The sequence below is a fragment of the Stenotrophomonas sp. HITSZ_GD genome (genome assembly GCF_029543105.1).
Taxonomy (GTDB): Bacteria; Pseudomonadota; Gammaproteobacteria; order Xanthomonadales; family Xanthomonadaceae; genus Stenotrophomonas_A.
Genome location: NZ_JARQXB010000005.1, coordinates 181,121 through 206,487, shown reverse-complemented (window position 1 = coordinate 206,487; position 25,367 = coordinate 181,121). Strand labels below are relative to the sequence as shown.

Genomic DNA, 25,367 nt, shown 5'->3' with positions numbered 1-25,367 from the left:
CCGCATCCCGCTATCGCTGGATCAGCCCGCGACGGCCTTGGCGGCCGCTTCGGCCAGCGCGGCGGACAGCGGGTTGGCGAAGGCCAGCAGCAGGCCGACGGCGACGCTGATGATGAACGCGGCGTCGATCAGGCCGGCGGTGATGAACATGCGGACCTGCAGGACCGGGATCAGTTCCGGCTGGCGCGCGGCCGACTCCAGGAACTTGCCGGCCATGATGGCCAGGCCCAGACCGGCGCCCAGCGCGGCGAGGCCGATCATGATGCCGACGGCAAGGGCGGTGGAGCTCTGGATCTGGGCGAAGTTGGTCAGGACGGCGAGGAACATGATTGTCTCCAGGAACGTTTTGCTAAGGGTGATGAAAGGATGGAATAAAGACGGATGAAGGGTGAAACAGGAAACGCTTTAGTGGCTGTCTTCCGACAGGCTCAGGTACACGATCGACAGCATCATGAAAATGAACGCCTGCAGCGGAATCACCAGCAGGTGGAACAGCATCCAGCCCAGGCCGAACACGCCGCCGGCGACCGCGCCGAGCAGGCCCGCGCCGCCCAGCACCCAGATCAGCAGGAAGACGATCTCGCCGCCGAACATGTTGCCGAACAGTCGCATCGCCAGCGAAATCGGCTTGCTCAGCCATTCGACGATGTTGAGGATCAGGTTGAACGGCAGCATCCACTTGCCGAACGGGGCGGTCAGGAATTCCTTGGTGAACCCGCCCAGGCCCTTGGACCGCAGCGAGAAGAACAGCATCAGGAAGAACACGCTGATCGACATGCCCAGGGTGGCATTGACGTCGGCGGTGGGCACCGGCTTCCAGAAGTGGATGCCTGCCCAGCTCAGCGGGATGGCGATGAAATCGGCCGGGATCATCTTGATGAGGTTCATCAATAGGATCCAGAAGAAGATGGTGATCGCGATCGGCGTCACCAGCTTGCTGTGCCCGTGGTAGGTGTCCTTGGCCTGGCGGTCGACGAACTCCAGGCAGATCTCCACGAACGCCTGCCACTTGCCCGGCACGCCGGAGGTGGCGTTGCGGGTACCGAGCCAGAAGGCCACGACCATGACCAGGCCCATGAGCACCGCAGTCACGATGGTATCGACGTGGATCGCCCAGAAACCGCCTTCCTGGATATGGAAGGTGAGGTTGTGCAGGTGATGCTGGATATAGGAGGTAGGGGTTTCTGCCTCGCCCGCCATGTGTCCGGAACCTTGATGTATGAATTCGGTCAGCGCTTGGCCAGAGCCAGCACCTGGAAGATGAGCCCGATGGCGATACCCGCCAGCAGCCCCACGGGCGGCAGCCGCCACAGGCCGAAGCCCAGGACCAGCGCCGCAATGACGAGCACCCACTTGAACACCATCGCCAGGATCAGCCGGACCATGGCCGTACCTGCAGCCTGGACCCCGCCTCCCAGCGCGGTGCGCGCCGCCAACCACCCACCCGCCACAGTCGCCAGGCCGGTCAACAAGACCGCCAGCGCCTGCTTGAGGCCCAACAGCAGGAAAAAGCCTGCCGCCGCTGCCACCACCGCCAGCAGGGGGTACAGCGCTGCGCGCAGCATCAGCCGCCGACCCGAGTCAACGGAGTTCAGCACACGTATCCCTTAGCGGTTTGGAGGAGGTTGGGCGCGGATGCGCCTCGTCGAGCCGCCAAATTATAGCAATTGGGCTAATTGCGAGACAACCGGGACAAGTCATTCAGCCCTGCTGCGCCGCGTCATGAAATTTACGGGAACTTTCGCCCGGGGGGCCGGTCTGTTCTTGCGAGGCCTGTGTTCCACCTCGTCGACAGCTCCTAAGTCAGGCCCCAGAAGCCCCGGGCAACCGGGGCTTCACCTTTCCCGGCGGCGCAATCCCGCCCGAGGACCCGCCGGCATCCCCGGGTCTTCCATACGCCAGCGTTCACATGCGCTGGACAACCTGTTCACCGATGTTCGACCGCGGCTTGACGATAGTCCCCGCACTTGGCGTTGTCGCCGTGCACATCGGAGCTCTCCCACATGAAGTACCTCGTCCTCTCTTCCCTCGCCCTTGCCTTGGGTGCCGCCGTCGCGGCGCCGGCGCACGCCGCCGACACCGATGATCGCTTCCAGCTGCGCCTGGGCATGATGAACATCGACACCGACAGCACGATCCGCGGTCGCACCGATGTCATGGGCAACGATGTCTCGTTCGCCGAGGATTTCGACTTCGGGGGCAAGGAGTGGGAGCCGCGCGTGGACGGCGTTTTCCGCATCAGCAAGCGCCAGCGCCTGATCTTCGACTACTTCAAGTACGACAAGGATCGCCGCGAGGAACTCGGCGACACCTTCACCTACGATGGCGTCACGGTGCCGGCCGGCAGCTTCATCAAGGGTGAGATCAAGTACCAGGTCGCCAGCTTCGTCTACGACTACTCGGTGGTGGACACCGAGAAGTTCAGCCTGGGCCTGCAGATCGGTGGCGAATGGGCCAAGGTCGAAGCCAACGGCTACGCCGACCTGGGCGCGGACCTGTATCAGGGCAAGTTCGTCGACGAGAGCGAAGACGGCGCCGCGCCGGTGGTGGGCATGCGCTTCACCGTGCAGCCCAGCGAGCACTGGCTGATCAACCTGCAGGGCCAGTACCTCAACACCGACTGGGGTAGCTTCGACAACTACGATGGCGACCTGAGCCGCGCCAACGCCATCGTCGAGTACCGCTTCACCAAGAACTTCGGCCTGTTCGCGGGCTACGACTGGTTCAAGCTGGATGTCGACCGCAAGGGCAGCGATGGCCTGATCGGCCTGAAGCAGGAATTCAAGGGCCCGGTTGCCGGCGTGACCCTGGCGTTCTGATCCACATGAAAGCAGGGCGCGCCCGCGCCCTGCTTTCCGCCGCCTTCAGGGCAAGAACGTTAGCGATAGATTGTCGGCGTAGGCATCGCCTTTCGCGCCGGGGACCGGATGCTCGAAGCGGATTTCGACCTCTGCCACGCGCGCACCGGGCGGTACATCGCCTTGCAGGACCTGCGTCTGCAGTACGCCGCTCCCCGCCCCCGAGGCCACCTCGAACCATTCGCCGTCATACAGGTCTTCCAGCCCGGCCAACGCGCCGTGGTGGAACGAGCCCGGTCTGGCTTGCAGGGCACGGTCGGCGCCGCGGTCGTACACCAGGTATTCGCCGGGCTTGAACACGAACGCCTGCGCGCCCTCGCCCTCCACCAGGCCATGCCAATCGGCGGGCCAGAAGCCCGTGCCGGGCCAGGTGCTATCGGACAGGTACGCGGGATAGTGGGCATCCGCGCGGCCGGCCCCCACGTCATAACGGACGTAGCGATCCCCCTTGAACACGAAGGCACGGTCTCCCGAGGCGGCACGGAACGCACCGTCGAACTCGCGCGCACCGCCGGCGAATCGATCCAGGCCCGGCCAGGCGCCGTCGATGACCTGGGGACCGCCCACCACCGCTTGCGTGCCCAGGTCATAGGCCAGGTATTGCCCATCCTTGAAGAAATACGCCGTTTCGCCCTTGAGCAACACGCTGTCCAGGTCCGCCGCACCGCCGGCGAAGCCGGCCAAGCCCGGCCAGGCGGTGCGTATCGGCTCCGGATAGCCGGGCAGCACGCGCTGTTCGGCCAGTGAATAGCGCCAGTAGCCCAGGCCCTTGAACAGGTGCAGTACGCCATCGCGCGTGAAGCCGGTGACCCGCCCCTCGCCGGTGAAGCGCACGAACACCCGTGCGCGGTGGCCGGGTGCCGCGCCGAGGTCGGCGCTGAGGCGGAAACTGCGCGCATTCGCCAGCGCGCCTTGCAGCGGCACGCGCTGCGTCAGTGTGTTGAGGGACTGGCCGGCGTCGCGGCCGATGAAAAGGTTCGCGCCCGCGCGCGCACCAGGGGCCGGCAGCCACGCGTGCGTGGCGTAGTCCACCACTTGGCCGCCATTGCCCTTGCGCCAGCCGGGCACGTCGCTGTCGTAGGCACGATCGAGCCGTCCGACCGAATACTCGGCGTCACCGTTGACCAACTGGTTGCGGCCCAGCGCGGCGGCGGGCTCGGCCAGCGGGCGCAGCATGCGGCGCCCGTCCAGCCCGTTCGGCTGCGGCAGCCCGAGATGCGCGAGTACGGAAGGCACGATGTCGACCTGCCGCGGCGCCAGCCGCAGCGGGTCCACGCCCAGCGCGGCGACCGACTTGCCGCTGAAGCCCACCAGCGTCTTGCGATGCTCGGGGATGTTCTCGCCGTGGTGGCGCGACCCGCCATGGTCGGTGGCGACCACCACCAGCCAGTTTTCGTTGCGCGCTTCGGGCCGCTGGCGGATCGCGCGCATCAACGCGCCGATGCGCGCGTCGGCGGTTTCGATCGCCTGGAGGTAACCCGGCGCGTCGAGATCGAAGTAGTCGCCGGCGTGCCCGCTGCCATCGGGCTCGTTGAAGTTGACCAGCATGACATCCGGGGAGGACTTCGATGCCAGCAGCGCCTGCGCCTTCTGCAGCACGCGGTCGTCGTCGTAGCCGCCATCGAAGACCACGTCGGCGCCCCACGGGACGTGGCTGGCCAGCGCCGGCCAACTCAGCAGCGCGGCGGTGCGCAGCCCGGGCTTGGCGCGCTCGATGTGGGTGAATACCTCCGGATGGTCGGCGAAGCGGCTGCCTTCGAAACGGTTGTCGCGCACGCCGTGCTTGTCGCGCTCCACGCCGGTGATGATCGACGCCCAGCCGCTGCCACTGACCGCGGTGTCCGCCGTCCAGCCTTCGCCGGAGAGATAGCCCTCCCTCACCAGTGCGTCCAGATGCGGCGTGCGGGCATGCCCGTAGACATCGGCGCGAAAGCCATCGAGCCCGATCACCAGCACCTTGTTGCGCTCGGCCTGCGCATGCCCCACGCATGCGCCGCACAGCAGGCCGGCCAGCAGAATTCCTTGCAGCTTCATGTCACCTCCCCGCGATAAAGGAGCCGACAGGGAATCAGAAGCGGCACGACGCCGCAGCAGGAATCGCCCCATGCGTGCGAAAGATCGCCCGAAAAACGCGCAATCGGAACTTGGTCACATCGAGAAGCGCTTAAACGCGAACGCCCCCGGCGAGCGGGGGCGTTGGCGGTCGATCCGGACGTCGCGTTACTTCTTCTTCGGAATGTACAGATCGGTGATGGTGCCGTCGTAGATCTCCGCGCTCATGCCGACCGATTCGCTCAGCGTCGGATGCGCATGGACCGTGTGGCCGATGTCCTCGGCCTCGGCGCCCATCTCGATGGCCAGGCCGATCTCGGCCAGCAGGTCGCCGGCATGCACGCCGACGATGGCGCCACCGATCACGCGGTGCGTCTCCTCGTCGAAGATCAGCTTGGTGAAGCCCTCGGTGCGGCCAATGCCGATCGCGCGGCCGCTGGCCGCCCACGGGAACTTGGCCACGCCCACTTTCAGGCCCTTGGCCTTGGCTTCGGTCTCCGTCACGCCCACCCAGGCGATTTCGGGGTTGGTGTAGGCCACCGACGGAATCACCCGCGCCACCCACTCCTTCTTCTCGCCGGCGGCCACTTCGGCGGCCAGCTTGCCTTCGTGCGTGGCCTTGTGGGCCAGCATCGGGTTACCGACGATGTCGCCGATGGCGAAGATGTGCGGCTGGTTGGTGCGCATCTGGCGATCGACCGGGATGAAACCGCGCTCGGTCACGTTGACGCCCGCCAGTTCGGCGCCGATCTTCTTGCCGTTCGGCGCGCGGCCCACCGCGACCAGCACGCGGTCGTAGGTGCCCGAGGCCAGCGCCGGCGTCTCGCCTTCGGCGGCTGCCTCGAAGCTCACCGTGATGCCGGCCTTCTCGGCCTTGACGCCGGCGGCCTTGGTCTTGAGGTGGACCTCGATGCCCTGCTTCTTCAGGCGGTCGGCCAGCGGCTTGACCAGGTCCTTGTCGGCGCCCGGCATCAGCTGGTCCATGAACTCGACCACGGTGACCTGGCTGCCCAGCGCGCTGTACACGGTGGCCATTTCCAGGCCGATGATGCCGCCGCCGACGACCAGCAGCTTGCCCGGCACGTCGGCCAGTTCCAGCGCGTCGGTGGAGTCCATCACCCGCTTGTCGTCCCACGGGAAGTTCGGCAGCTTCACCGCCTGCGAACCGGCGGCGATGATGCACTGCTCGAAGCGCAGCAGCTGGGTCTTGCCGTCGGCGCCGACGATCTCCAGCTCGTTCGGCGAAACGAACGTGCCCACGCCCTGCACCACGCGCACCTTGCGCTGCTTGCCCATCGCGGCCAAGCCGCCGGTCAGCTTGCCGACCACCTTTTCCTTGTAGCTGCGCAGCTTGTCCAGGGTGATCTTCGGCTTGCCGAATTCGATGCCCAGGTCCTCGCCGGCGTGGTGCGCCTCGTCGATGACGTTGGCAGCGTGCAGCAGCGCCTTGGACGGGATGCAGCCCACGTTGAGGCACACGCCGCCCAGCGAGCTGTAGCGCTCGACCAGCACGGTATCCAGCCCCAGGTCGGCGGCGCGGAACGCGGCGGTGTAGCCGCCGGGGCCCGAGCCCAGCACGACGATGCGGCATTCGATGTCGGCCGGCTTGCCGGTGGACAGCGCCGGCTTCGGGGCGGCCGGCTCGGCCGGCGCGCGGTGCGACGGGGTGACCGGCGGCTTGCTGGCCGGCACTTCGGCCTGGGCCGGCGCCGGCTTGGCGGCGGCCGGCGCGGGCGCGGCGCCCTCGCCTTCGCTCTCCAGCAGCAGCACCACGTCGCCCTGCGAAAGCGTGTCGCCCAGCTTGACCTTGAGTTCCTTGACCACGCCCGCGGCGCTGGAAGGCACCTCCAGCGTGGCCTTGTCCGACTCCAGCGTCACCAGGCCCTGGTCCTTGGCAACCTTGTCGCCAACGGCGACGAGCACCTCGATGACCGGGACGTCGCTGTAGTCGCCGATGTCCGGGACCTTGATTTCGATGACTGCCATGAAACTTCTCCTGTGGGGGATCAGCCGGCCGTGCCGGCCAACGTCTGCTGGAGTTCATCCAGCGACGATTCGATTTCGTTCCAGCGCTTCTCGCGCTTCTTTTCCTTGCCTTCGCTGGCCTCGATCAGCAGCGCGACCTGCTGCAGCATCAACTCGCCGGCGCCGCACGTCGGGCGCGTGCCGCTGTAGCGCACGCCGTTGACCACGAACGACAGCACTTCGCCATCGATCACCGGCGCATCGCGGCCTTGCGGCGACATCTGCCCGAGCGCGCTGCTCCAGCTGCTGAGCAGGCGCTGCGCCAGCGCAGCCGGAATCGGGATCTCGAAGGTCTCCGGGGTCTGCGCGGTACGCAGCTCCACGCCGATGCGCTGGCCGGTCTCGATGCGGTTGTACACGCGCTGTTCGGCCCGGCTGTAGCGCAGCGTCCAGTCGCCGCGCTCGGACGGCAGCAACGAGATGCCGGTTTCCACGCCGCGCGCCGGCAGCGTCACCAGCGACAGCGCCGGCTGTGCTTGCCCGTCGAACAGCTTTTCCACCGCGCCGCCGTAGTTGCCCACGGCCGGCGGCCAGCCGCGCCCGAGGTTGACGTTGCAAGTGCCCCAGGCGAAGGCCGGCGCGGGAACCGCCGCGACGAACGCCGCGGCGGCCATCATCAGCAGCGCTGCCCTCACAGCAGCACGCGACGCATGTCGGCGAGCACCTGGCCCAGGTAGGTGGTGAAACGCGCGGCCAGCGCGCCGTCGATCACGCGATGGTCGTAGCTCAGCGACAGCGGCAGCATCAGCTTGGGCTGGAACTGCTTGCCATCCCACACCGGCTGGATCGAGGACTTGGACACGCCCAGGATCGCCACTTCCGGCGCATTGACGATCGGGGTGAACGCGGTGCCACCGATGCCACCCAACGAGCTGATCGAGAAGCAGCCGCCGCTCATGTCGGCCGGGCCGAGCTTGCCGTCGCGCGCCTTCTTGGCGAGCTCGCCGGTTTCCTGCGCGATCTGCACCACGCCCTTCTTGTCCACGTCGCGGATCACCGGCACGACCAGGCCGTTGGGCGTATCGGCGGCAAAGCCGATGTGGAAATACTTCTTCAGGGTGAGGTTCTCGCCGCTGGCATCGAGCGACGCGTTGAACTCGGGGAACTTCTTCAGCGCCGCGGCGCTGGCCTTGATGAGGAAGGCGAGCATGGTCAGCTTGATGCCGGCCTTCTCGTTCTCCTTGTTGAGCGCCACGCGCAGCGCTTCCAGCTCGGTGATGTCGGCCTGCTCGAACTGGGTGACGTGCGGGATCATCGCCCAGTTGCGCGCCAGGTTGGCGCCGGAAATCTTCTTGATGCGCGACAGCGGCTGGGTTTCGGTCTCGCCGAACTTGCTGAAGTCCACCTTCGGCCACGGCAGCAGGTTCAGGCCGCCACCGGCGGCCACGGTGCCGCCCGCGGCCGGCACGCCGCCGCTGAGCGCGGCCTTGACGTAGCGCTGCACGTCCTCGCGGGTGATGCGCCCGCCCTTCTCGGTGCCCTTGAGTTGCAGCAGGTCCACGCCCAGTTCGCGGGCGAACACGCGCACGGCGGGGCTGGCATAGGCCACCTTGGAAGGCAGCACGGCGTCGGCATCGAAGCTGACCGGCGGCACGCTGCGCTCGCCGGCCGAAGGCTGCGCGGGCGCGGTGGCGTTTTCCTGCGCGATCTCGCGCTGCGCCAGCTTGTCCGGCTGCGCGGACGGGGCGACCGGCTCGACCTGGGTGCCCGTCTCGGCGGCGGCCACCGGCTTGGGCGCCTCGGCCTTGGTCGGGGCAGCCGGCGCGGCGGCGGCGGCCGGCTTGGCCTCCCCACCCTCGGCGACCTCGATCAGCGCCACCAGGCCGCCCTCGGACAGCGTATCGCCCACCTTGACCTTGATTTCCTTGACCACGCCGGACACCGACGAGGGCACTTCCATCGTGGCCTTGTCCGATTCCAGCGTCACCAGGCCCTGGTCCTTCTTGACCGTGTCGCCGACGGCGACCAGCACTTCGATCACCGGGATATCGCTGTAGTCACCGATATCGGGGACAAGTGCTTCCTTGATTTCGGCCATTACAGTACTCCGGGCAACAGGTGGGGAAACCCCTATTGTGGCGGGCTGGGGCCCACGCGCCAACCGTTACCGGCGAAAATGTGGGCGCCGCGGCGGGACGAAGCGTTCGCTTCCGGCACGATACGCCGGCGCACAGTCCCTCTGCTTGCGCCAACGCTCACGCCCGCGGCGCGAGATACGCCCGCACCGGCGCCCATGCGGCCGCCAGCCGGTCGATGCCGAACGCGGCGTTCGCCGGGCTGGTGGACGGCAGGGCCAACACCGGCAAGCCGGCGAGCGCGCTCGGCAGGCTGGGGGCGATCCAGCGCTGCCACAGCCGGTAGGCCTCGGCGCCGTTGCAGGCCACGGCGCGCAGCGCGGGCAGGCCGGCAAGGGTATCGGGCAGCGGATTGGGCACCACGCTGGCCCGCTCGATCGCCGCATCCAGGCTACCGACGCGCACGCATTTGCCGATCACGTCCCACAGCCCGACGCCCGACGCCTGCAACTGCGCCAGCCGCGACGCGTAGTCGCCGCCCATCTCCACGCCCAGCAGGCGCGACATGAGGGGCCAGAAGCGATTGCGTGGATGCGCGTAGTAGCGCGCCGCGTCCAGCGATGCCGTCCCCGGCATCGAGCCCAGCACCAGCACGCGGCAATCAGCGGGAATTTGCGCGGGAAGGCCCCGCAGGCGCGCACCGTCGCTCACGCGCGTTTCATCTGCATGAAAGCCTTTCCAGGCGCAACGCCATGCGCGACGGGCGATCGCGCGAAAGTTCCTGAACGCTTCGCGGGCTGCGCGCGTTCGAGCATGTTTCGATTCATCCATCGCTCCTTACGTTGGCCCCGTCCGCGCTTCGCGGACCCAAGAATAAGAGAAAGAGGAGTTACCTCATGCGCAATATTTCCATCCTGGGCCTGGCCGCCGTTTCCGCTATCGCCTTCGCGCCGTCCGCGTTCGCGCAGGACAGCACCACCGCCGACACCGCCTCGGGCAAGCACTGGGCCGTCACCGGCGGCGTCACGCTGCTGCAGCCCAAGGACGACCCGGCCGCGGGCATCCGCAAGATCGACGGCGGCCCCGCACCGACCGTGAGCGCCAGCTACTACATCAACGACAACTTCGCCGTTGAACTGTGGGGTGCGGCCGACAAGTTCAACCACCGCGTGCGCGGCGACGCCGGCAAGATCGGCACCGTCGAGCAGCAGCCGGTGGCGCTGAGTGCGCAGTACCACTTCGGCCAGGCGGACAACACGTTCCGCCCGTTCGTCGGCGTGGGTTATTACGAGTCGAACTTCAGCAACGAGAAGATCGACGGGGCCTCGGCCACCGGCCAGCACGTGTCGCTGGATACCGCCAAGGGCGCCATCGGCACCGTCGGCGTGGACATGAACATCAACTCCACCTGGTTCGCCCGTGCCGATGCGCGCTACATGCACTCGCGTCCGGAGCTCAACGTGGGTGGCGCCGGTACCGGCGAGGACCTGAAGCTGGACCCGTGGACCGTGGGTATCGGCGTGGGCGCGCGTTTCTAAGCCGCTCGCCTGTCGATGCTGAAAAACAGAAAGGGCCCGCGTGGGCCCTTTCTGCCGTCTGCGATGCGCGCGCGGCTCAGAACGCCGGTAGCACCGCGCCGTGGTACTTCTGCTCGATGAAGGCCTTCACTTCCGGGCTGGTGAGCGCCTTGGCGAGCTTCTGCACGCGCGGGTCGTCCTTGTTGTCCGGGCGGCCGACCAGGAAGTTCACGTAGGGCGAGTCCTTGCTCTCGATCACCAGCGCGTCCTGCGTCGGGTTCAGGCCGGCGTCCAGCGCGTAGTTGGTATTGATCATCGCCAGGTCCACCTGCGGCAGCACGCGCGGCAGCATGGCCGAATCCAGTTCGCGGAACTTGAGCTGCTTGGGGTTTTCCACGATGTCGCGCTGGGTGGAGAGCGCGTTGGTCGGGTCCTTGAGCTTGATGACGCCCGCCTTGTCCAGCAGGATCAGCGCCCGGCTGTTGTTGCTCGGGTCGTTGGGAATGGCCACTTCGGCGCCCTGCGGCAGGTCGGCCAGCGCCTTGTAGCGGCGCGAGTAAGCGCCGAACGGCTCGATGTGCACGCCGACGATGGTCACCAGCTGGCTGCCGCGATCGCGGTTGTAGGCATCCAGGTAGGGCTCGGTCTGGAAGTAGTTCACGTCGATCTGCTTCTGCGCGACCTGGTCGTTGGGCTGCACGTAGTCGTTGAACACGCGCACCTCCAGCTGCAGGCCTTCCTTCTCCAGGATCGGCTTGACCACTTCGAGGATCTCGGCATGCGGCACGGCGGTGGCGGCCACGGTCAGGCGCTCGCTGCCGGCATCGCCGCCGGAACGACCGCACGCGGCCAGCACGAACGTGGCGGCGAGCAGGGCGGAACGGAACAAGGTCTTCTTCATGGTGGATCCGGGTTCGGGGAGGAACGGCGCAGGGCCGCCAGGGAACGTAACAGGTTCGCCGCGCCGGCGGGATGGCCGGGCGGCATGCGCGGGCGGCAGGCTCAGCGCCGCGAGTACCGGGCGACCAGGCGGTCGCCCAGCATCTGCAGCAGTTGCACCAGCACCAGCAACGCGATCACCGTCACCAGCGCCACATCGGCGTGCGAGCGCAGGTAACCCTCGCGATAGGCGACATCGCCCAGGCCGCCGGAGCCGATGGCCCCGCCCATGGCGGTGAAGCCGATCAGCGCGATGGTGGTAACGGTCGCCCCGGCGATCAGCCCGGGCAGGGCCTCGGGCAGCAGCACCTTGGACACCAGCTGCCAGGGGGTGGCGCCCATGGCCTGGCTGGCTTCCACCACGCCGCGATCCACTTCGCGCAGCGCGGTCTCCACCAGCCGCGCGTAGAACGGCGCCGCGCCCACCACCAGCGGCAGGATCGCGCCACGCACGCCCAGCGAGGTGCCCATGACGAACAAAGTGAGCGGGATCATCGCGATCATCAGGATGATGAAAGGCACCGAGCGCAGCAGGTTCACCACGAAGGCGAGCACGCCGTGCAGCACGGGCCGACGACGCAGCTGCGTCGAGCCGCTCAGGAACAGCAGCACGCCCAGCGGCAGGCCGATCAACAGCGTCAGCGGCAGTGCGCCGCCGAGCATCAGCAAGGTGTCCAGCGTGGCCTGGCCGATGTCGGCCCACTTGCGGGCATCCAGGTTGCGGAAGAAGCCGTCCGCGGCGGCGATCAGCGCGCTGTTCACGGGCGCAGTTCCTCCACGGTGACGCCGGCGGCGCTGAACGCCGTGCGCGCCGCCTCCTGGTTGCCGCCCACCAGCGCCACGGTGAGTTGCCCGTACGGCGTGTCCTTGATGCGGTCGATCCGCCCGGTGAGGATGTTGTAGTCCACGCCGGTCTCGCGGGCGATGCGGCCCAGCAGCGGCTGGTAGGTATCCGCGCCCAGGAAGGTCAGGCGCACGATGCGGCCCTGCACGGCGGCGAGATCGCGATGCAGTTCGCCCTCGTCCACGTGCTCGGCCTCGGCGACGAAGCGGCGCGTGGTGGGGTGCTTGGGATGCAGGAAAACCTCGGTGACCGGCCCGCTTTCCACCAGCTGGCCGCCGTCGAGCACGGCCACGCGGTCGCACACCCGGCGGATCACCTCCATCTCGTGGGTGATCAGCACGATGGTCAGCCCCAGCTCGCGGTTGATCTCCGACAGCAGTTGCAGCACCGCGCCGGTGGTCTGCGGATCGAGCGCGCTGGTGGCCTCGTCGCACAACAGGATGCGCGGCTGGGTGGCCAGCGCGCGCGCAATGCCCACGCGCTGCTTCTGCCCGCCCGAGAGCTGGGCCGGGTACTTGTCCGCGTGCGCCTCCAGCCCGACGCGCGCCAGCAGGGCCTGCACGCGCCCGGCGATCTCGGCCTTCGGCAGGCCGGCCAGCTCCAGCGGGAAGGCCACGTTGCCGGCCACGGTGCGCGAGGACAGCAGGTTGAAGTGCTGGAAGATCATGCCGATGCGCCGGCGCAGCGCGCGCAGGCCTTCGCGGTCGAGCGCGGTCACGTCCTCGCCGTCGATCAACAACCTGCCGCCGGTCGGCTCTTCCAGCCGGTTGATCAGCCGGATCAGCGTCGATTTGCCGGCGCCGGAATGGCCGATGATGCCGAACACCTCGCCGGCACCGATGCTCAGGTCGAGCGGTTGCAGCGCGGCGACCTGGCGGCCACCGACTTCATAGGACTTGTGCAGGCGCTGGAATTCGATCACCGCGCGGACATCGGACTTGGGGGGCGTGCAGCCTACCAGTGGCAGGCCGCCCGCGCCCGCGCTCGGCGGGGCCTACTTATTCCCTTTTGTTCTAAGCCTCGCGCTCCGGCGCTCGGTCAGGGATGGTCGATCTGGGCGGGATGGTCCACCCGGCGCACCCGCTCGCGCCGCAGCAGGTACAGGCCGCTGGCGACGATGATCGCCGCGCCGGCCCAGGTCCAGCGGTCCGGCAAGGTCCGCCACAGCAGCCAGTCCCAGCCGATCACCCATACCAGCCCGGTGTATTCCAGCGGCGCGATCATCGAGGCCTCCCCGCGCAGGAACGCCTGGGTGAGGGCAATCTGGCCCAGCGCGCCGGCCAGGCCCATGCCGGCGATCAGCCAGCCGTGCTCGGCGCGCAGCGGCACCCAGCCCGGGATCGCCATCAGGCCGGCGCCCAGCGCCATCAGCGCCAGGAACCACACCACCATCGACTGCGGCGTATCGGTGCGGGTGAGCAGGCTCACCGTCACCGCGGCCACCGCATACGCCGTGGCCGCCAGCAACACCATCAGGCCGGGGAAGGAGATCAGCCCGTCCACGCCGGGCCGCAGCACCACGATGACGCCGAGCAGGCCGATGCCGATCGCCGTCCAGCGACGCGGGCCGACCCGCTCGCCCAGCAGCGGCACCGACAGCGCCGCCACCAGCAGCGGGGCGACGAAGTAGATCGTGTAGGCGGTGGACAGCGGCAGGTCCTGCAGCGCATGGACGAAGCAGCCGATCATCGCGATGCCCAGCACGCCGCGCAGCAGGTGCAGCGGCCAGCGCACCGGCACGATCGAACGCGGGCCGGCGGTGAGCAGCACCCACACCAGCACGAACGGCAGCGACGCGGCGCCGCGCAGCCAGGTGACCTGCAGCACCGGGTAGTGCGCGGACAGCAGCTTCATGCCGGCGTCCATGCCGGAGAAGCACAGCACGGCCGCGAGCATCCACGCCGCCGCGGCCAGGGGAGAACGGGAAGAGGACATGGCGGCATTATCGCCGCTGCCGGTTCCACGACGCATCCGGCGCGATGGACTAAAATCACCGGCCGCAAGCCCCACAGGAGCCCGCCATGCCTTCCTTCGACGTGGTGTCGGAAGTCGACAAGCACGAACTCACCAACGCGGTCGACCAGGCCAACCGCGAACTGTCCACCCGCTTCGACTTCAAGGGCGTGGAAGCCAAGTTCGAACTGGACGACAAGGTCATCCAGCAATCGGCGCCGAGCGATTTCCAGCTCAAGCAGATGACGGACATCCTGCGCGCGCGCCTGATCGCCCGCCAGATCGATGCGCGCTGCCTGGAATTCGGCGACGTGGAGACCAACCTGGCCGGCGCCCGCCAGAAGATCACCGTCAAGCAGGGCATCGAGCAGAAGCTGGCCAAGCAGATTGCCGCCAAGATCAAGGAAGCCAAGATCAAGGTCGAGACCCAGATCAACGGCGACAAGTTGCGCGTGACCGGCAAGAAGCGCGACGACCTGCAGGAAGTGATCGCGCTGCTGCGCAAGAGCGAGTTCGAACTGCCGCTGCAGTACGACAACTTCCGTGACTGATCTTCCCGCCCCCGCCGCGCCCGACGCACCGGATTACCTCGGCGACACGCGGCGCTGGATCGAGCGCGCGGTGATCGGGCTGAACCTGTGCCCGTTCGCCAAGGCGGTGTACGTCAAGCAGCAGGTGCGCCTGGTGCTCAGCGACGCCAGCACACCCGAGGCGCTGCTGGAGGAACTGGCCGAGGAGTTGCTGCGCCTGCGCGACACTTCCGCCGAGGAGATCGACACGACGCTGATCGTGCATCCGCACGTGCTCGAAGATTTCCTCGACTACAACGACTTCCTCGACAACGCCGATGCGGCCGTGGAAGCGCTGGATCTGCAGGGCATCCTGCAGGTGGCCAGCTTCCATCCGCACTACCAGTTCGCCGGTGCCGCGCCGGACGACGTGGGCAACTTCACCAACCGCTCGCCGTGGCCAACGCTGCACTTGCTGCGCGAGGACAGCGTGGAGCGCGCCGTGGCGGCGTTCCCGGACCCGGACGTGATCGTCGAGCGCAACCTGGACACCTTGCAGAAGCTCGGTGCCGACGGGTGGCACCAGCTGTTGCGCGAATGACCTGCACGCGCGCTGCACGGCGGCGCGCGATGATGGACCTCCCGTATCGCGAGGTCCCCCGATGAGCCTGGCCCCTCCCCTCGAACACTGGCCCGCGCAGCCGCTGGCCGGCCGCGTCATCCTGGTGACCGGCGGTGCGCAGGGCATCGGGCGAGGCATCGCGCAGGCGGTGCTGGGTGCCGGCGGCCAGGTCGTCATCGGCGACCTGGACGCCGAAGCCGGCCGCGCGTGCATCGCCGAGTGGGGCCTGCGCGAGCGCGCCTTGTTCAAGCGCCTGGATGTGGCGCAGGAGCGCAGCGTGGCCGCGTTCACCGCGGCGGCCTTGCGCCGCTTCGGCCGGATCGACGGGCTGGTGAACAACGCGGGCATCGCCGACCCCCACATCGCGCCCCTGGCCGAGCTGGACTGGGCGCAATGGCAGCGCCGCCTGTCGAGCCTGCACGGCGCCTTCCTGTGCAGCAAACACGCCCTGCCCTCGCTGGTGCAGGCCAACGGTGGCGGGGCGATCGTCAACATCGCCTCGACCCGTGCCTGGCAATCCGAGCCGCACAGCGAAGCGTATGCCGCTGCGAAGGGCGGGCTGGTGGCCTTCACCCATGCCCTGGCGATGAGCGAGGGACCCGCGGTGCGCGTGAACAGCATCAGCCCCGGCTGGATCGCCACGGAGGCATGGCGCGCCCCCGCGCGGCGGCGGCAGCCGAAGCACTCGCGCCGCGACCACGCGCAGCACCCGGCGGGCCGCGTGGGTGTCCCGGGCGATATTGCCCAGTTGGCGGTCTACCTGCTCGCGCCGACGCTGTCGGGCTTCGTCACCGCGCAGGATTTCATCGTCGATGGGGGCATGACGCGGAAGATGCAGTACGCCTGAGGAGCTACCAATGGGGCGGCCGGCTGATGGCGCGCTTGCGCGCGGGCACGCGTAGCGGCAGTTGGTGGCCGGCGAGGTCCTCATCCAGCAGGTGCCGTATCGTCCAATCGGCGCGCGCCGCCAGGGCCGCGCTGACGACGCGGCCCCGCTCCCGGGCCAGGGCAGGTGGCCGCGGCGCCACCACACCGAGCCGAATCTGCGGGAAATCCTCCCGAATCGCTGCAAATGCAGGAGTCAAGTCGCTGTCGCTGCTGCAGATGACCAACTGGCCAAACTCGCCTGATGCCGCATCACGGCACATGGCCAAGGCCAGATTGACGTCAGTCTGCTTCTCTTCGATCTTCCACACCCTTACGCGGCGCTGGCGGTCGCACGGGCTGCCCGCGACGTATTCCGGCATCCAGGTGCCCCCACGATCGATGCTGTGATTGCCGAATGTCATCACGAGGCGCTCCGGATACAGCGCCGTGAGCGCGCGATGGTAATCCTGCTGTGCCAGGACCGAGGCCGCACCATGGGTAGCAAGCCGTCCCAACGCAGGCGAGGTGAAGTAATGCACCCGTCGCACCTCCGCGTCCGCGTCCTGGACCCGGAGCAGGTGCTCGAACAGTGACACCACGTCCAGCCATTTGAATCCGGTGCCGCGAAGCCGACCGTAGTAGAGGTTGTACCCGTCGATGTAGACAGCGGTCTTCCTGACCATCACCACTTCCCTCAGACATGAAAAAACCGCCTTGCGGCGGTTTTTTCTTCCCAAGCCGGTGAGTCATCATGACGCGGCGAGGGGGGAGTTGTGGGGCCACGGTAGCCTTGGCGCTACGCGTCGTCAACTCGGGACTTCCATCAATCGTATGTCGGGAATCTCACCTTACGCGCCCGCTTCCAACCGCAGCTCCAGCAAGCGCTGCGCATCGGCAAGCGAGTTGACGATGCGGTGCCCCAGCGCGCGCACTTCCTCGTCCGGCGCCAGCAGGTCCGGCACCTGGATCGGCGTCATGCCCGCGGCCAGCGCGGCGCGCACGCCGGTGGGCGAATCTTCCAGCACCAGGCATTGCGCCGGCGCCACGCGCAGGCGTTCGGCCGCGAGCAGGTAGATGTCCGGCGCCGGCTTGGGGTGGGCGACGTCGCTGCTGGTGCACACGGTATCGAAGCGGCGCAGCAGGTCGGCGGCCGCGAGCTTGCGCAGCGCGAGCGGGCGGCGCGTGGAGGTGGCCACGGCCCGCGGAATGCGGCGCGCCACCAGCAGCTCCAGCAGCGCGACAATGCCCGGACGCAGCGGCACGCCCGCCTCCACGACTTCGTCGTACAGCACGTGGCAACGATCCAGCAGCGCCTGCCCGGCCTCGGCGCCGATGCGCTCGGCAAGCATCGCGCGGCAGGCGGCGTCGCCCTTGCCGACCATGCGCAGCCAGAACGCCGGTTCGATCGCCTGCCCCTGCTCGTTCGCCGCCTTGGCCAGGCAACGCGTGATGGCACGCTCGCTGTCGAGCATCAGGCCATCCATGTCGAAGATCACCGCCTGCGGCAGGAACGGCAGCGCGGGCGCATTCATGCCGGCGCTCCGAATAGCCGCGCCAGGTCGGCGGCGTCGAGTGTGCGCCACTGCCCTTCCGGCAGGTCGTCCAGGCCCAGCCCGCCCACCCGGCTGCGGTGCAGCGCGGCTACGTGGTTGCCGACCGCCGCGAACATCCGGCGCACCTGGTGGTAGCGCCCCTCGTGCAGCACCAATCGCGCCGTGCGCGGGCCCAGCACGTCCATCTCGGCAGGCAACAAGGGCTTTTCCTCGGATTCGAGCATCAGGGTGCCGCTGGCGAATTGCGCGGCTTCGTCGCCGCGCAGGTCCTGCGCGAGGGTGACGTCGTACGCCTTGTCCAGGCGCGATTTCGGCGAGACGATCCGGTGCAGCAGCGCGCCGTCGTCGGTCATCAGCAGCAGGCCGCTGGTGTCGCGATCCAGCCGTCCCACGGGCGAAAGCAGCGGGGCGCGCAGGCGGAAACGCGGCGGCAGCAGGTCGTAGATCAGCCGGCCACTGTCCTTGGTCGAACACGTGTAGCCGGTCGGCTTGTGCAGCAGCAGGGTGAGGCCGGCCGGCGGATCGAGCGGCTCGCCATCCACGCGCACGTCTTCGTGTGCGACCTGGTCATCGGCGTACAACACCTCGCCGGCGGCATCGGTGATGCGGCCTTCGCGGAACATCCAGGTGACGTCCTTGCGGCTGCCATAGCCCAGGTTGGCCAGATGCTTGACCAGCTTCATGCGCGCCCTCCGCGGCGGGCGACGATGGCCTTGAAGCCATCGCGCTCGGCCGCCACGCGCACGTCGCCGAAGCGGTCGTTGAGGATCTGCTCGTAAGGCAGGTGCCGGTTCGCCACGACGAACAGCCGCCCCCCCGGGCGCAAGGCCTGCGCGGCCACGGCGATGAAGCGCTGGCCGATGTCGGGCCGGTCTTCGCGTGCCGGCGTATGGAACGGGGGATTGCTGACGATGAAATCGTAGCTGCGCGGCAATCCGGCGGTGACGTCCTGCCAGTGGTAACCCAGCGCCACCTGGCCCGCGCGCGCGGCGAGGTTGCGCTGTGCCAGGGCCAGCGCGCGGCCTTCGGCTTCGTACAGATCCAGGCCGGTGACCTTCGGGCAGCGCGCCAGCACTTCGGCCGACAGGTAGCCATAACCGGCGCCGAGGTCGGCCCCCTGGCCGGCCAGGTCGGCCGGCAGCTGTTCGGCCAGCAGCACCGAGGCCGGGTCGGCCCGGTCCCAGGCGAACACGCCGGGCCGGCTGGTGAAGCGGCCGCCGAGCACCGCACGCGGCGCGTCCAGCGCGGCCCAGCGCTGCGCCAGCGCAGCGTCGTGCGCGCCCTGCTGCGGGGCGGTCCAGTACACGCGGCAATGATGCTTGGTGAGGTTGCCGCCCAAGCCCGCCAATTGCTTGAGGTCGGCTTCGCCCGAGCGGGCGCCTTCATTGTTCGATTGGCAGGCGACCACGATACCACCTGGCGCCAGCCGGGCCAGCGCCTGGGCGATCAGCGCGCGCGCTTCGTCGCGCTGGCGCGGCGGCAGCACGAGGACGAGGGCGTAGCGGCGGTCGTCCGCCTCCGGCAGGTCGGCGTGCACCGGGTAGCCGGCGCGTTCCAGCGCTTCGGCGAAGGGCCGGAAGCTCTGCACGCAGTCCAGCTGGCCGGGCTGGGCATGCTCGCGCAGCGGCCAGCCCTCGCGGGCGCGCAGGAACAGCACGGGCCCGGCGGGCCAGCGCAGCAAGCCTTGGGCGAAGGGCAGGAACAGGGTGTGCAGCGGAGCGTCGGCGGCGACGGACATCGGGTCGGGGGCTGTGCGGGGACCGGCATTCTACTCCCCCGCGCGCGGCGCCCCTCGCCCGTCCCCGTCCACGCCGAATTGATGCAATGCGAACAATTACCTGAGTAGGGTGGAACGCGACCCCACACGAAGGAGCGAAGCATGCGTGCCCTGTTCATCGGCGGCGTGGTCGACAACAGCGAAATGGACCTGGACAACGCGCCCCCGCCGTTGCATTACCCCGAAAATACCGGGGCCGGACGCCCACGCTATCGCCTGCACCAGGTGGGCACGCGCGGCGACGGCACCGTGGCCTACGTGGTGTACGGCGCACCCGAGTTGCCCGACGAAGAGGTAGATCGCATCGCCGAAGAGCGCGGCTACGCGCGTCGCTTCGAGGCCACCCCGACGCTGCCGGTGCGCTGAAGCGCACCGGCCTGGCGCATTACGGCGAAGACGGCGCGGCGACCTTCGCCGTCACCCGCCACACCGCATTGCCGACATCGTCGGCCACCAGCAGGCCGCCCTTGTTGTCGATGGCCACGCCGACCGGGCGGCCCTGCGCATTGCCGTCGGCATCGAGGAACCCTTCCAGGACGGTGAGCGGCTTGCCCTGCGGCTTGCCGTCGGCGAATGGCACGTAGACGACCTTGTAGCCGCTCGGCGGATCGCGGTTCCACGAACCATGCTGGCCGATGAAGGCGCCGCCGCGGTAGCGCGACGGCAGGGTATCGCTGGTGCCGAAGGTCAGGCCCAGCGAGGCGGTGTGGGCGCCCAGGGCGTAATCCGGCTTGATCGCCGAGGCCACCCTGGCCGGGTCCTGCGGGCTGACACGCTCGTCCACACGCTGGCCGTAGTAGCTATAAGGCCAGCCGTAGAACGCGCCCTCCTTCACCTGGGTGAGGTAGTCCGGCACCAGGTCGCTGCCCAGTTCGTCGCGTTCGTTGACCACCACCCACAGCGATTGCCGCGCCGGTTCCCACGCCATGCCGACCGGGTTGCGCAATCCGCTGGCATAGACGCGGGTGCTGCCGCTCTGCGGATCGACCTCCAGGATGGCAGCGCGGTTCAACTCGGCCTCCATCCCCTTCTCGGCGACATTGCTGTTGGAGCCCACGCCGACATACAAGCGGCTGCCATCGGCATTGGCCACCAGCGACTTGGTCCAGTGGTGGTTGATGCCGCCCGGCAGGTTGGCAATGAACTTCGGCGCGGCGGTGATATGCGTATCGCCGGGCTTGTAGGGAAAGCTGACCAGCGCATCGGCGTTGGCGACGTAGAAACGGTCGCCGACCAGCGCCATGCCGAACGGGGAATACAGGCCACTCAGGAACTGGGTGCGAACCTCCGCCACGCCGTCGCCATCGGCATCGCGCAGCAGCGTGATGCGATCGGCGCTCGGCGTGGCCGCACCGGCCTTGCGCATCATCGAGGCCATCACCTTGGCGCGGATGCCGCTTTCTTCTTCCTTGGGCCGCGGGGGCGCATTGGTCTCGGCCACCAGCACGTCGCCATTGGGCAACACGTAGATCCAGCGCGGGTGGTCGAGGTCACGGGCGAACGCCACCACGCGCAGGTCGTCGGCGGGCACCGGGGCGGCGTCGCCGGTCCAGCGCTTGACCGGCGCCACCTTGACCGTGGGAATCACGCGCTTGACCGGCGCGGGCAGCTGCGGGTCCGGACCCGTGCCGGCGTCCAGCGGGTACCGGGCGGTGTCGCCACAGGAGGCCAGCGCCAGCAGGGCGAGGGTCGGCGCCGCGTAGCGCGCCATCGGTCGGGAGAAGGAAATCACGCGCGATTGCATCGAAGGGGCACCCTCGCTCTGCGGTGTGGGGTCCGCGATGATGCCCCACCCCGGCGCGCGGGGGGTAAAGAGAACGTCAAACGCGCGGACGCATGCGGCCCGCGCACGGCGCTCAGGGCCCGATCGGCGGCAGTGGCCGCACTTCGCGGATGCTATCCAGCCACACCAGATGCTGCTGCGCGGGGCTGTCCAGATCGTCCAGGCGCAGCAAGCCGTTGACACCCTCGTTCTCGGATTCGTCGCGGAACGACTGCACGGTAGGCCGCACGGCGACCGTGCCCAGCAGCCGGCTGCCATCGTCCAGCGTCAGCTGCACGCGCGCCTCGTCGGGCAATTGCCGCACCCAGGCTTCCAGCGCGGCGATCTGTGCCTGGTCGGTATAGACGTGTTCGGCGTACTTGGCCATGCGGGCACCTCCTGTCGGAACGCTTCAAGCCTAGGCGCGTGTCCGTGAAAGGCGGGGCAACACCGGCTCAGCCGCGATGACGGCTCGCCGCGCGCACCGCCGAGACCAACTGCGCCACGCTGTAGGGCTTGGCCAGGTGTTCCTGGAAACCCGACGCCAGGGCGCGGTTGCGGTCATCCGCACGGGCCAGGGCGGTGACGGCGATGGCCGGTATCGCCCCGGCATCCAGGCCCATGTTCTCGCGCAGCGTGCGGATCAGGCCGTAGCCGTCCATGCCGGGCATGCCGATATCGGTGAGCAGCGCGTCGTACCGTTCGTGGCCGCCGTCGTCCAGCAGCGCGAGCGCGTCGGTGGCGCTGCCGGCCATCACGACCTCGGCCCCTTGTTCCTCGAGCAAACGCCGCAGGTATTCCAGCATGTCCGGCTGGTCTTCCACCGCCAGCAGCCGCAACCCGGCCAGGGCCTGGGCTTCCACCACCTGCTCGTGGCCGAGGCGGCGGCGCAGCTCGCGGCGCGGCCGCTGCCCCTGCGCCGGCTGCTCGGGCAGGCGCACGCGGAAGGTGGCGCCACAGCCGCGGCCGGCGCTGCTCGCGCTGACTTCGCCGCCGTGCATTTCCACCAACTGCTGCACGATCGCCAGCCCCAGGCCCAGGCCGCCATGGCGGCGCGTGGTGGTGCCATCGGCCTGACGGAAGCGGCCAAACAGGTGCGGCAGGAATTCCGGCGCGATGCCGTCGCCGGAATCCTGGATCGCCACCACGATATGGCTGCCCTCCCGGCCCACGCGCACCTCGATGCTGCCGTGCGCGGGGGTGAACTTGATGGCGTTGGACAGCAGGTTCCAGAACACCTGCTGCAGGCGCGTGCTGTCGCCCAGCACCAGGCAGGGCGTGGACGGCGCGGAGAGGCTGACCTGCTGGTCCTTGCCCTCGGCGACCAGATCCTGCGCGCCGATCGCCTCGCGCAGCAGTTCCACCAGGTCCAGCGTTTCCACTTCCAGCTGTACCTTGCCGAGCAACATGCTGCTCAGGTCGAGCATGTCGGAGATCAGCCGCTTCTGTGCCCGCGCACTGCTGGCGATCACCGACAAGCCCTTGTAGTTCTGGTCGCCCTCGCCCACGCGCTGCAGCAGCAGCTCGCTCCACCCCAGGATGGTGGTCAGCGGCGTGCGCAGTTCGTGCGACAGCGTGGCGAGGAATTCGTCCTTCAGCCGCGCCATGCTTTCGGCCTCGCCGCGCGCGATGCGCTCGGATTCCAGCAGCTGCTCGCGTGCCAGTTCGATCTCGCGGCGTTCGGTCACGTCCGGGCTGCTGCCCGCCAGGCCGATGAAGCGGCCGTCGGCCGAGTAGCGCGGCGTGGCGCTCATCTCCATCCAGCGCCAGCGCCCGTCGTGTCGCCGCGCCCGCACCAGCGCGCGCATGCCGCGCTGCTGCGCCAGGGCTTCGGACAACTCGAACTGGAACACCGGCAGGTCTTCCGGATGCAGCAGCTCGCTCCATGCCGACACCACGCCGCTGGAGATATCCAGGCCGAAGAAGTCGCCATAGGCGCTGTTGACGAACCGCATCACGCCGGTCACGTCCAGCACCCACACCGGCATCGGCAGGCCGTCGGCCAGCGCGCTGAAGCGCGCCTCGCTCTCGGCCAGCTCGCGCTCGATGCGCTTGCGCTCGGTGATGTCGATGAAAAGGATCGCGACCTGGTGCTCGGAGGGTTCGCCGATGCGGAAAGCATCGACCGTATACCACCGGCCCAGCGCGCGCGCCTGCAGCTCGAAACGCATGCGCCGGCCGGTGCGCGCGACCTCGCCATAGCGCTGGAACCATTCGTCCTCGTGCTGCGGCCGCATGTCGCGCATCGACTTGCCCACCGCGTCCTGCAGGCCGGTGAAGCGTTCGAAGGCGGCGTTGACCTCCAGGAACACGTAGTCCACCGGACGCCCTTCGTCGAACACCACCCGCACCAGGCTGAAGCCGGCGTCGACGTTCTCGAAGATTTCGCGGTACACGGCGTCGCAGGGCTGCGCGGGTGCGGCGCTGACGACGGGGCGGTTGGCGGCGGGGCCGGTCTGTTTCAATGTGTCGCCTGCTTGCATGGGATCACCCGCGGGATACGTCCGCGCCGGCTGCGCGGTCGCGCGCCGGCATAGAGTGAAAAACCCGCACTAGGCGCGTCAAGCGCGCAAGGACGCGCGCCTTCACCAACCCCACCAGGCCATCCCCGTGATCAGCGCGCCCAGCGCCACGATCGCACCCAGCACACCGCGATAGGCGTAGACGCCCTGGCGCGCCAGGCGCGCGTCCAGCCAGTCGCGCGCATCGTTGCGCCAGCCCGGGAACGGCTCGGCCAGGTCCTCCCGCGCCAGCAGCACGCGCACGCGGGTCACGCCCAGCTGCTCGCACTGCTGCCAGCAGGCCTGGGAACGCACCGGGATCGGCATGATCGGCTCGTGCACGGATCAACCCCGGGTGTAATGCGGCTGCGGCTGCTCGAGCTCGCGCTCGATGGCCATCCGCGCCAGGTGGGTGTAGTTGCTGCGCGGGCCCGAACCGCGCCCGGTCAGCACGCCCTGGTAGTCCAGGCCGCGCCATACCCGCCCGGTCCACTCCACGCTGTCCTCGGCGATCACCAGCATCAGCGAATAGCGGTACTGCTCGCCGCGGGCGTTGGTGCAGGCGTAGACCGGGGGGAACTGCACCGCCACGTCGGTTTCATCGCCCAGTGCGGCCAGGTCCTGGCGCACGCGCTCGCGCACGCCGTCGTCGGCCGGGCCGCCGGCCAAGTCGAAATCGCTCTGCAGGTCCACGAACGGGGCCGCCCCGGTCTGGGGGCTGTGGCCGTGCTGCTTGGCCCAGTCGATGAACTGCAGTCGCAGGTCGTGGGGAGGCGGCTGGAAGGGCTTCATCTGGCCGGAGAGGTGGGGGGATGGAAGGCGAGTCTGCCGGCCTTGGCGTGAAGCGCGTGCCGAAGCGTGGTGAACCGCGCGTCACGCATGAACCGCGCACAAACCCTCGCAGGCCAGCGGCTTTCGAACGTTGCTGGCGCCCGGCGGTGGGCGCACACTCGGCCCACGCACCCACTGCCAAGAGCGCGCCGCCATGAAGCGTTCACTCACCTGCGCTGTCCTGCTGCTCACCTGCCTGCTCGGCCTGTCGGCCGCCGAGGCGCGCGTGCGCAACGTCACCGACCCCAACGCGCCCCGCGCACTGCCGGCCGACGGGCCGGTCTCGGTGCAATGGACCGATCCGAACCAGTTCACCGAGATTCGCTCCAGCGGCAACCGTTTCCAGGCCCAGCAGGGCGACTGGGTGACCACGCTGGCCACCTATTTCCGCACCTCGGCGGCCAAGCAGTTGCCGCCGGGCGACAAGCTGGACATCACCATCACCGACATCAAGCGCGCCGGCGAATACGAGCCGTGGCACGGCCCGCGCGGGCAGGACATCCGCGTGGTGAAGGACATCTACCCGCCGCGCATCCGCTTCAACTACGTGTGGACCGATGCCAATGGCCAGGTGGTGTCGCAGGGCGAGAAGCGCCTGATCGACGCCGGCTTCCTCACCAACAACATCAACATCACCGACAGCGACCAGTTGCGCTATGAAAAGCGCATGATCGACGACTGGACCCGCAAGGAATTCGACGGCAAGGCGACCGCCGGCCGCTGATGCCCTGCGCCCGCGGGC

At 68.6% G+C, this 25,367-nt stretch carries 28 protein-coding genes; 7 read left to right on the top strand and 21 right to left on the bottom strand.

Going from position 1 to position 25,367, the window contains the following annotated elements:
* Window positions 1–21: 21 nt before the first annotated feature.
* The 3 genes from atpE to P6166_RS07650 all read right to left on the bottom strand — a co-directional run bounded on the left by atpE (window position 22) and on the right by P6166_RS07650 (window position 1,598).
* Window positions 22–327, bottom strand: a complete 306-nt coding sequence (gene atpE / locus P6166_RS07660) for a F0F1 ATP synthase subunit C (RefSeq protein WP_057646362.1) — start codon at window positions 325–327, stop codon at window positions 22–24.
* Window positions 328–405: 78 nt separating this feature from the next.
* Window positions 406–1,200 carry a F0F1 ATP synthase subunit A gene (atpB, locus tag P6166_RS07655; RefSeq protein WP_277763875.1) on the bottom strand — a complete coding sequence of 265 codons (795 nt, stop codon included), beginning with the start codon at window positions 1,198–1,200 and terminating at the stop codon, window positions 406–408.
* 29 nt (window positions 1,201–1,229) lie between these two features.
* Entirely contained in the window at window positions 1,230–1,598 is a 369-nt protein-coding gene (locus tag P6166_RS07650; protein ID WP_277763874.1) for a hypothetical protein, read from the bottom strand.
* Window positions 1,599–2,003: 405 nt separating this feature from the next.
* On the opposite strand from P6166_RS07650, the gene P6166_RS07645 reads away from it, so the two are divergent.
* Complete coding sequence (locus P6166_RS07645) at window positions 2,004–2,819, top strand: hypothetical protein (protein ID WP_277763873.1); 816 nt, start codon at window positions 2,004–2,006, stop codon at window positions 2,817–2,819.
* A 45-nt stretch (window positions 2,820–2,864) separates the two neighbouring features.
* Here the strand turns inward: P6166_RS07645 and P6166_RS07640 are convergent, their stop codons facing one another.
* The 5 genes from P6166_RS07640 to P6166_RS07620 form a co-directional block, all read right to left on the bottom strand.
* Entirely contained in the window at window positions 2,865–4,892 is a 2,028-nt protein-coding gene (locus P6166_RS07640) for an alkaline phosphatase family protein (RefSeq protein ID WP_277763872.1), read from the bottom strand.
* Between the two features lie 186 nt (window positions 4,893–5,078).
* Window positions 5,079–6,896, bottom strand: coding sequence for a dihydrolipoyl dehydrogenase (lpdA, locus tag P6166_RS07635; protein ID WP_277763871.1), 1,818 nt, complete (start codon window positions 6,894–6,896; stop codon window positions 5,079–5,081).
* A 20-nt stretch (window positions 6,897–6,916) separates the two neighbouring features.
* Entirely contained in the window at window positions 6,917–7,570 is a 654-nt protein-coding gene (locus P6166_RS07630; protein WP_345781863.1) for a hypothetical protein, read from the bottom strand.
* Window positions 7,567–8,973 carry a dihydrolipoyllysine-residue acetyltransferase gene (gene aceF, locus P6166_RS07625; protein ID WP_277763870.1) on the bottom strand — a complete coding sequence of 469 codons (1,407 nt, stop codon included), beginning with the start codon at window positions 8,971–8,973 and terminating at the stop codon, window positions 7,567–7,569. Before aceF ends, P6166_RS07630 begins: the two co-directional genes overlap by 4 nt.
* 157 nt (window positions 8,974–9,130) lie before the next feature.
* Window positions 9,131–9,781, bottom strand: a complete 651-nt coding sequence (locus tag P6166_RS07620; RefSeq protein ID WP_277763869.1) for a DNA-deoxyinosine glycosylase — start codon at window positions 9,779–9,781, stop codon at window positions 9,131–9,133.
* A gap of 65 nt (window positions 9,782–9,846) precedes the next feature.
* Between P6166_RS07620 and P6166_RS07615 the strand changes: the two genes are divergently transcribed.
* On the top strand, window positions 9,847–10,488 hold the full coding sequence (locus P6166_RS07615) for an OmpW family outer membrane protein (protein WP_277763868.1): 642 nt from the start codon (window positions 9,847–9,849) through the stop codon (window positions 10,486–10,488).
* Window positions 10,489–10,564: 76 nt separating this feature from the next.
* Here the strand turns inward: P6166_RS07615 and P6166_RS07610 are convergent, their stop codons facing one another.
* The 4 genes from P6166_RS07610 to P6166_RS07595 all read right to left on the bottom strand — a co-directional run bounded on the left by P6166_RS07610 (window position 10,565) and on the right by P6166_RS07595 (window position 14,185).
* Window positions 10,565–11,368, bottom strand: a complete 804-nt coding sequence (locus tag P6166_RS07610; protein ID WP_277763867.1) for a MetQ/NlpA family ABC transporter substrate-binding protein — start codon at window positions 11,366–11,368, stop codon at window positions 10,565–10,567.
* A 101-nt stretch (window positions 11,369–11,469) separates the two neighbouring features.
* The gene (locus P6166_RS07605; protein ID WP_277763866.1) at window positions 11,470–12,168 is read right to left on the bottom strand and encodes a methionine ABC transporter permease; all 699 of its coding nucleotides are present in this window, start codon (window positions 12,166–12,168) and stop codon (window positions 11,470–11,472) included.
* A complete protein-coding gene (locus P6166_RS07600) occupies window positions 12,165–13,172 on the bottom strand; it encodes a methionine ABC transporter ATP-binding protein (protein WP_277763865.1) in 1,008 nt (335 codons plus the stop codon). The genes P6166_RS07605 and P6166_RS07600 overlap by 4 nt, the downstream gene beginning before the upstream one ends.
* A 116-nt stretch (window positions 13,173–13,288) precedes the next feature.
* On the bottom strand, window positions 13,289–14,185 hold the full coding sequence (locus tag P6166_RS07595) for a DMT family transporter (protein ID WP_277763864.1): 897 nt from the start codon (window positions 14,183–14,185) through the stop codon (window positions 13,289–13,291).
* A gap of 86 nt (window positions 14,186–14,271) precedes the next feature.
* On the opposite strand from P6166_RS07595, the gene P6166_RS07590 reads away from it, so the two are divergent.
* The 3 genes from P6166_RS07590 to P6166_RS07580 all read left to right on the top strand — a co-directional run bounded on the left by P6166_RS07590 (window position 14,272) and on the right by P6166_RS07580 (window position 16,181).
* Window positions 14,272–14,754, top strand: coding sequence for a YajQ family cyclic di-GMP-binding protein (locus P6166_RS07590; protein ID WP_277763863.1), 483 nt, complete (start codon window positions 14,272–14,274; stop codon window positions 14,752–14,754).
* Window positions 14,747–15,313, top strand: a complete 567-nt coding sequence (locus P6166_RS07585; protein WP_277763862.1) for a DUF1415 domain-containing protein — start codon at window positions 14,747–14,749, stop codon at window positions 15,311–15,313. Before P6166_RS07590 ends, P6166_RS07585 begins: the two co-directional genes overlap by 8 nt.
* A gap of 61 nt (window positions 15,314–15,374) precedes the next feature.
* On the top strand, window positions 15,375–16,181 hold the full coding sequence (locus P6166_RS07580; RefSeq protein ID WP_277763861.1) for an SDR family oxidoreductase: 807 nt from the start codon (window positions 15,375–15,377) through the stop codon (window positions 16,179–16,181).
* A 4-nt stretch (window positions 16,182–16,185) separates the two neighbouring features.
* Here the strand turns inward: P6166_RS07580 and P6166_RS07575 are convergent, their stop codons facing one another.
* The 4 genes from P6166_RS07575 to P6166_RS07560 all read right to left on the bottom strand — a co-directional run bounded on the left by P6166_RS07575 (window position 16,186) and on the right by P6166_RS07560 (window position 19,492).
* On the bottom strand, window positions 16,186–16,884 hold the full coding sequence (locus P6166_RS07575; protein ID WP_277763860.1) for an NYN domain-containing protein: 699 nt from the start codon (window positions 16,882–16,884) through the stop codon (window positions 16,186–16,188).
* A gap of 165 nt (window positions 16,885–17,049) precedes the next feature.
* On the bottom strand, window positions 17,050–17,733 hold the full coding sequence (locus P6166_RS07570) for an HAD family phosphatase (RefSeq protein WP_277763859.1): 684 nt from the start codon (window positions 17,731–17,733) through the stop codon (window positions 17,050–17,052).
* A complete protein-coding gene (locus P6166_RS07565; RefSeq protein ID WP_277763858.1) occupies window positions 17,730–18,437 on the bottom strand; it encodes a pseudouridine synthase in 708 nt (235 codons plus the stop codon). The genes P6166_RS07570 and P6166_RS07565 overlap by 4 nt, the downstream gene beginning before the upstream one ends.
* Window positions 18,434–19,492 carry a class I SAM-dependent methyltransferase gene (locus tag P6166_RS07560; RefSeq protein WP_277763857.1) on the bottom strand — a complete coding sequence of 353 codons (1,059 nt, stop codon included), beginning with the start codon at window positions 19,490–19,492 and terminating at the stop codon, window positions 18,434–18,436. The genes P6166_RS07565 and P6166_RS07560 overlap by 4 nt, the downstream gene beginning before the upstream one ends.
* A gap of 141 nt (window positions 19,493–19,633) precedes the next feature.
* On the opposite strand from P6166_RS07560, the gene P6166_RS07555 reads away from it, so the two are divergent.
* Window positions 19,634–19,897, top strand: a complete 264-nt coding sequence (locus P6166_RS07555) for a hypothetical protein (protein WP_277763856.1) — start codon at window positions 19,634–19,636, stop codon at window positions 19,895–19,897.
* A gap of 19 nt (window positions 19,898–19,916) precedes the next feature.
* Here the strand turns inward: P6166_RS07555 and P6166_RS07550 are convergent, their stop codons facing one another.
* From P6166_RS07550 to P6166_RS07530, 5 genes are all read right to left on the bottom strand, one after another.
* Complete coding sequence (locus tag P6166_RS07550; RefSeq protein ID WP_277763907.1) at window positions 19,917–21,242, bottom strand: sorbosone dehydrogenase family protein; 1,326 nt, start codon at window positions 21,240–21,242, stop codon at window positions 19,917–19,919.
* A 145-nt stretch (window positions 21,243–21,387) separates the two neighbouring features.
* The gene (locus tag P6166_RS07545; protein ID WP_277763855.1) at window positions 21,388–21,681 is read right to left on the bottom strand and encodes a DUF3247 family protein; all 294 of its coding nucleotides are present in this window, start codon (window positions 21,679–21,681) and stop codon (window positions 21,388–21,390) included.
* Window positions 21,682–21,748: 67 nt separating this feature from the next.
* Window positions 21,749–23,758 (bottom strand): ATP-binding protein, encoded by a 2,010-nt coding sequence (locus P6166_RS07540; RefSeq protein ID WP_277763854.1) that lies wholly within the window; start codon window positions 23,756–23,758, stop codon window positions 21,749–21,751.
* Between the two features lie 120 nt (window positions 23,759–23,878).
* A complete protein-coding gene (locus P6166_RS07535) occupies window positions 23,879–24,121 on the bottom strand; it encodes a hypothetical protein (protein ID WP_277763853.1) in 243 nt (80 codons plus the stop codon).
* An 18-nt stretch (window positions 24,122–24,139) separates the two neighbouring features.
* Window positions 24,140–24,586, bottom strand: a complete 447-nt coding sequence (locus tag P6166_RS07530; protein ID WP_277763852.1) for a hypothetical protein — start codon at window positions 24,584–24,586, stop codon at window positions 24,140–24,142.
* A gap of 193 nt (window positions 24,587–24,779) precedes the next feature.
* On the opposite strand from P6166_RS07530, the gene P6166_RS07525 reads away from it, so the two are divergent.
* On the top strand, window positions 24,780–25,349 hold the full coding sequence (locus P6166_RS07525) for a DUF3016 domain-containing protein (RefSeq protein ID WP_277763851.1): 570 nt from the start codon (window positions 24,780–24,782) through the stop codon (window positions 25,347–25,349).
* The last annotated feature ends 18 nt before the right edge of the window (window positions 25,350–25,367 follow it).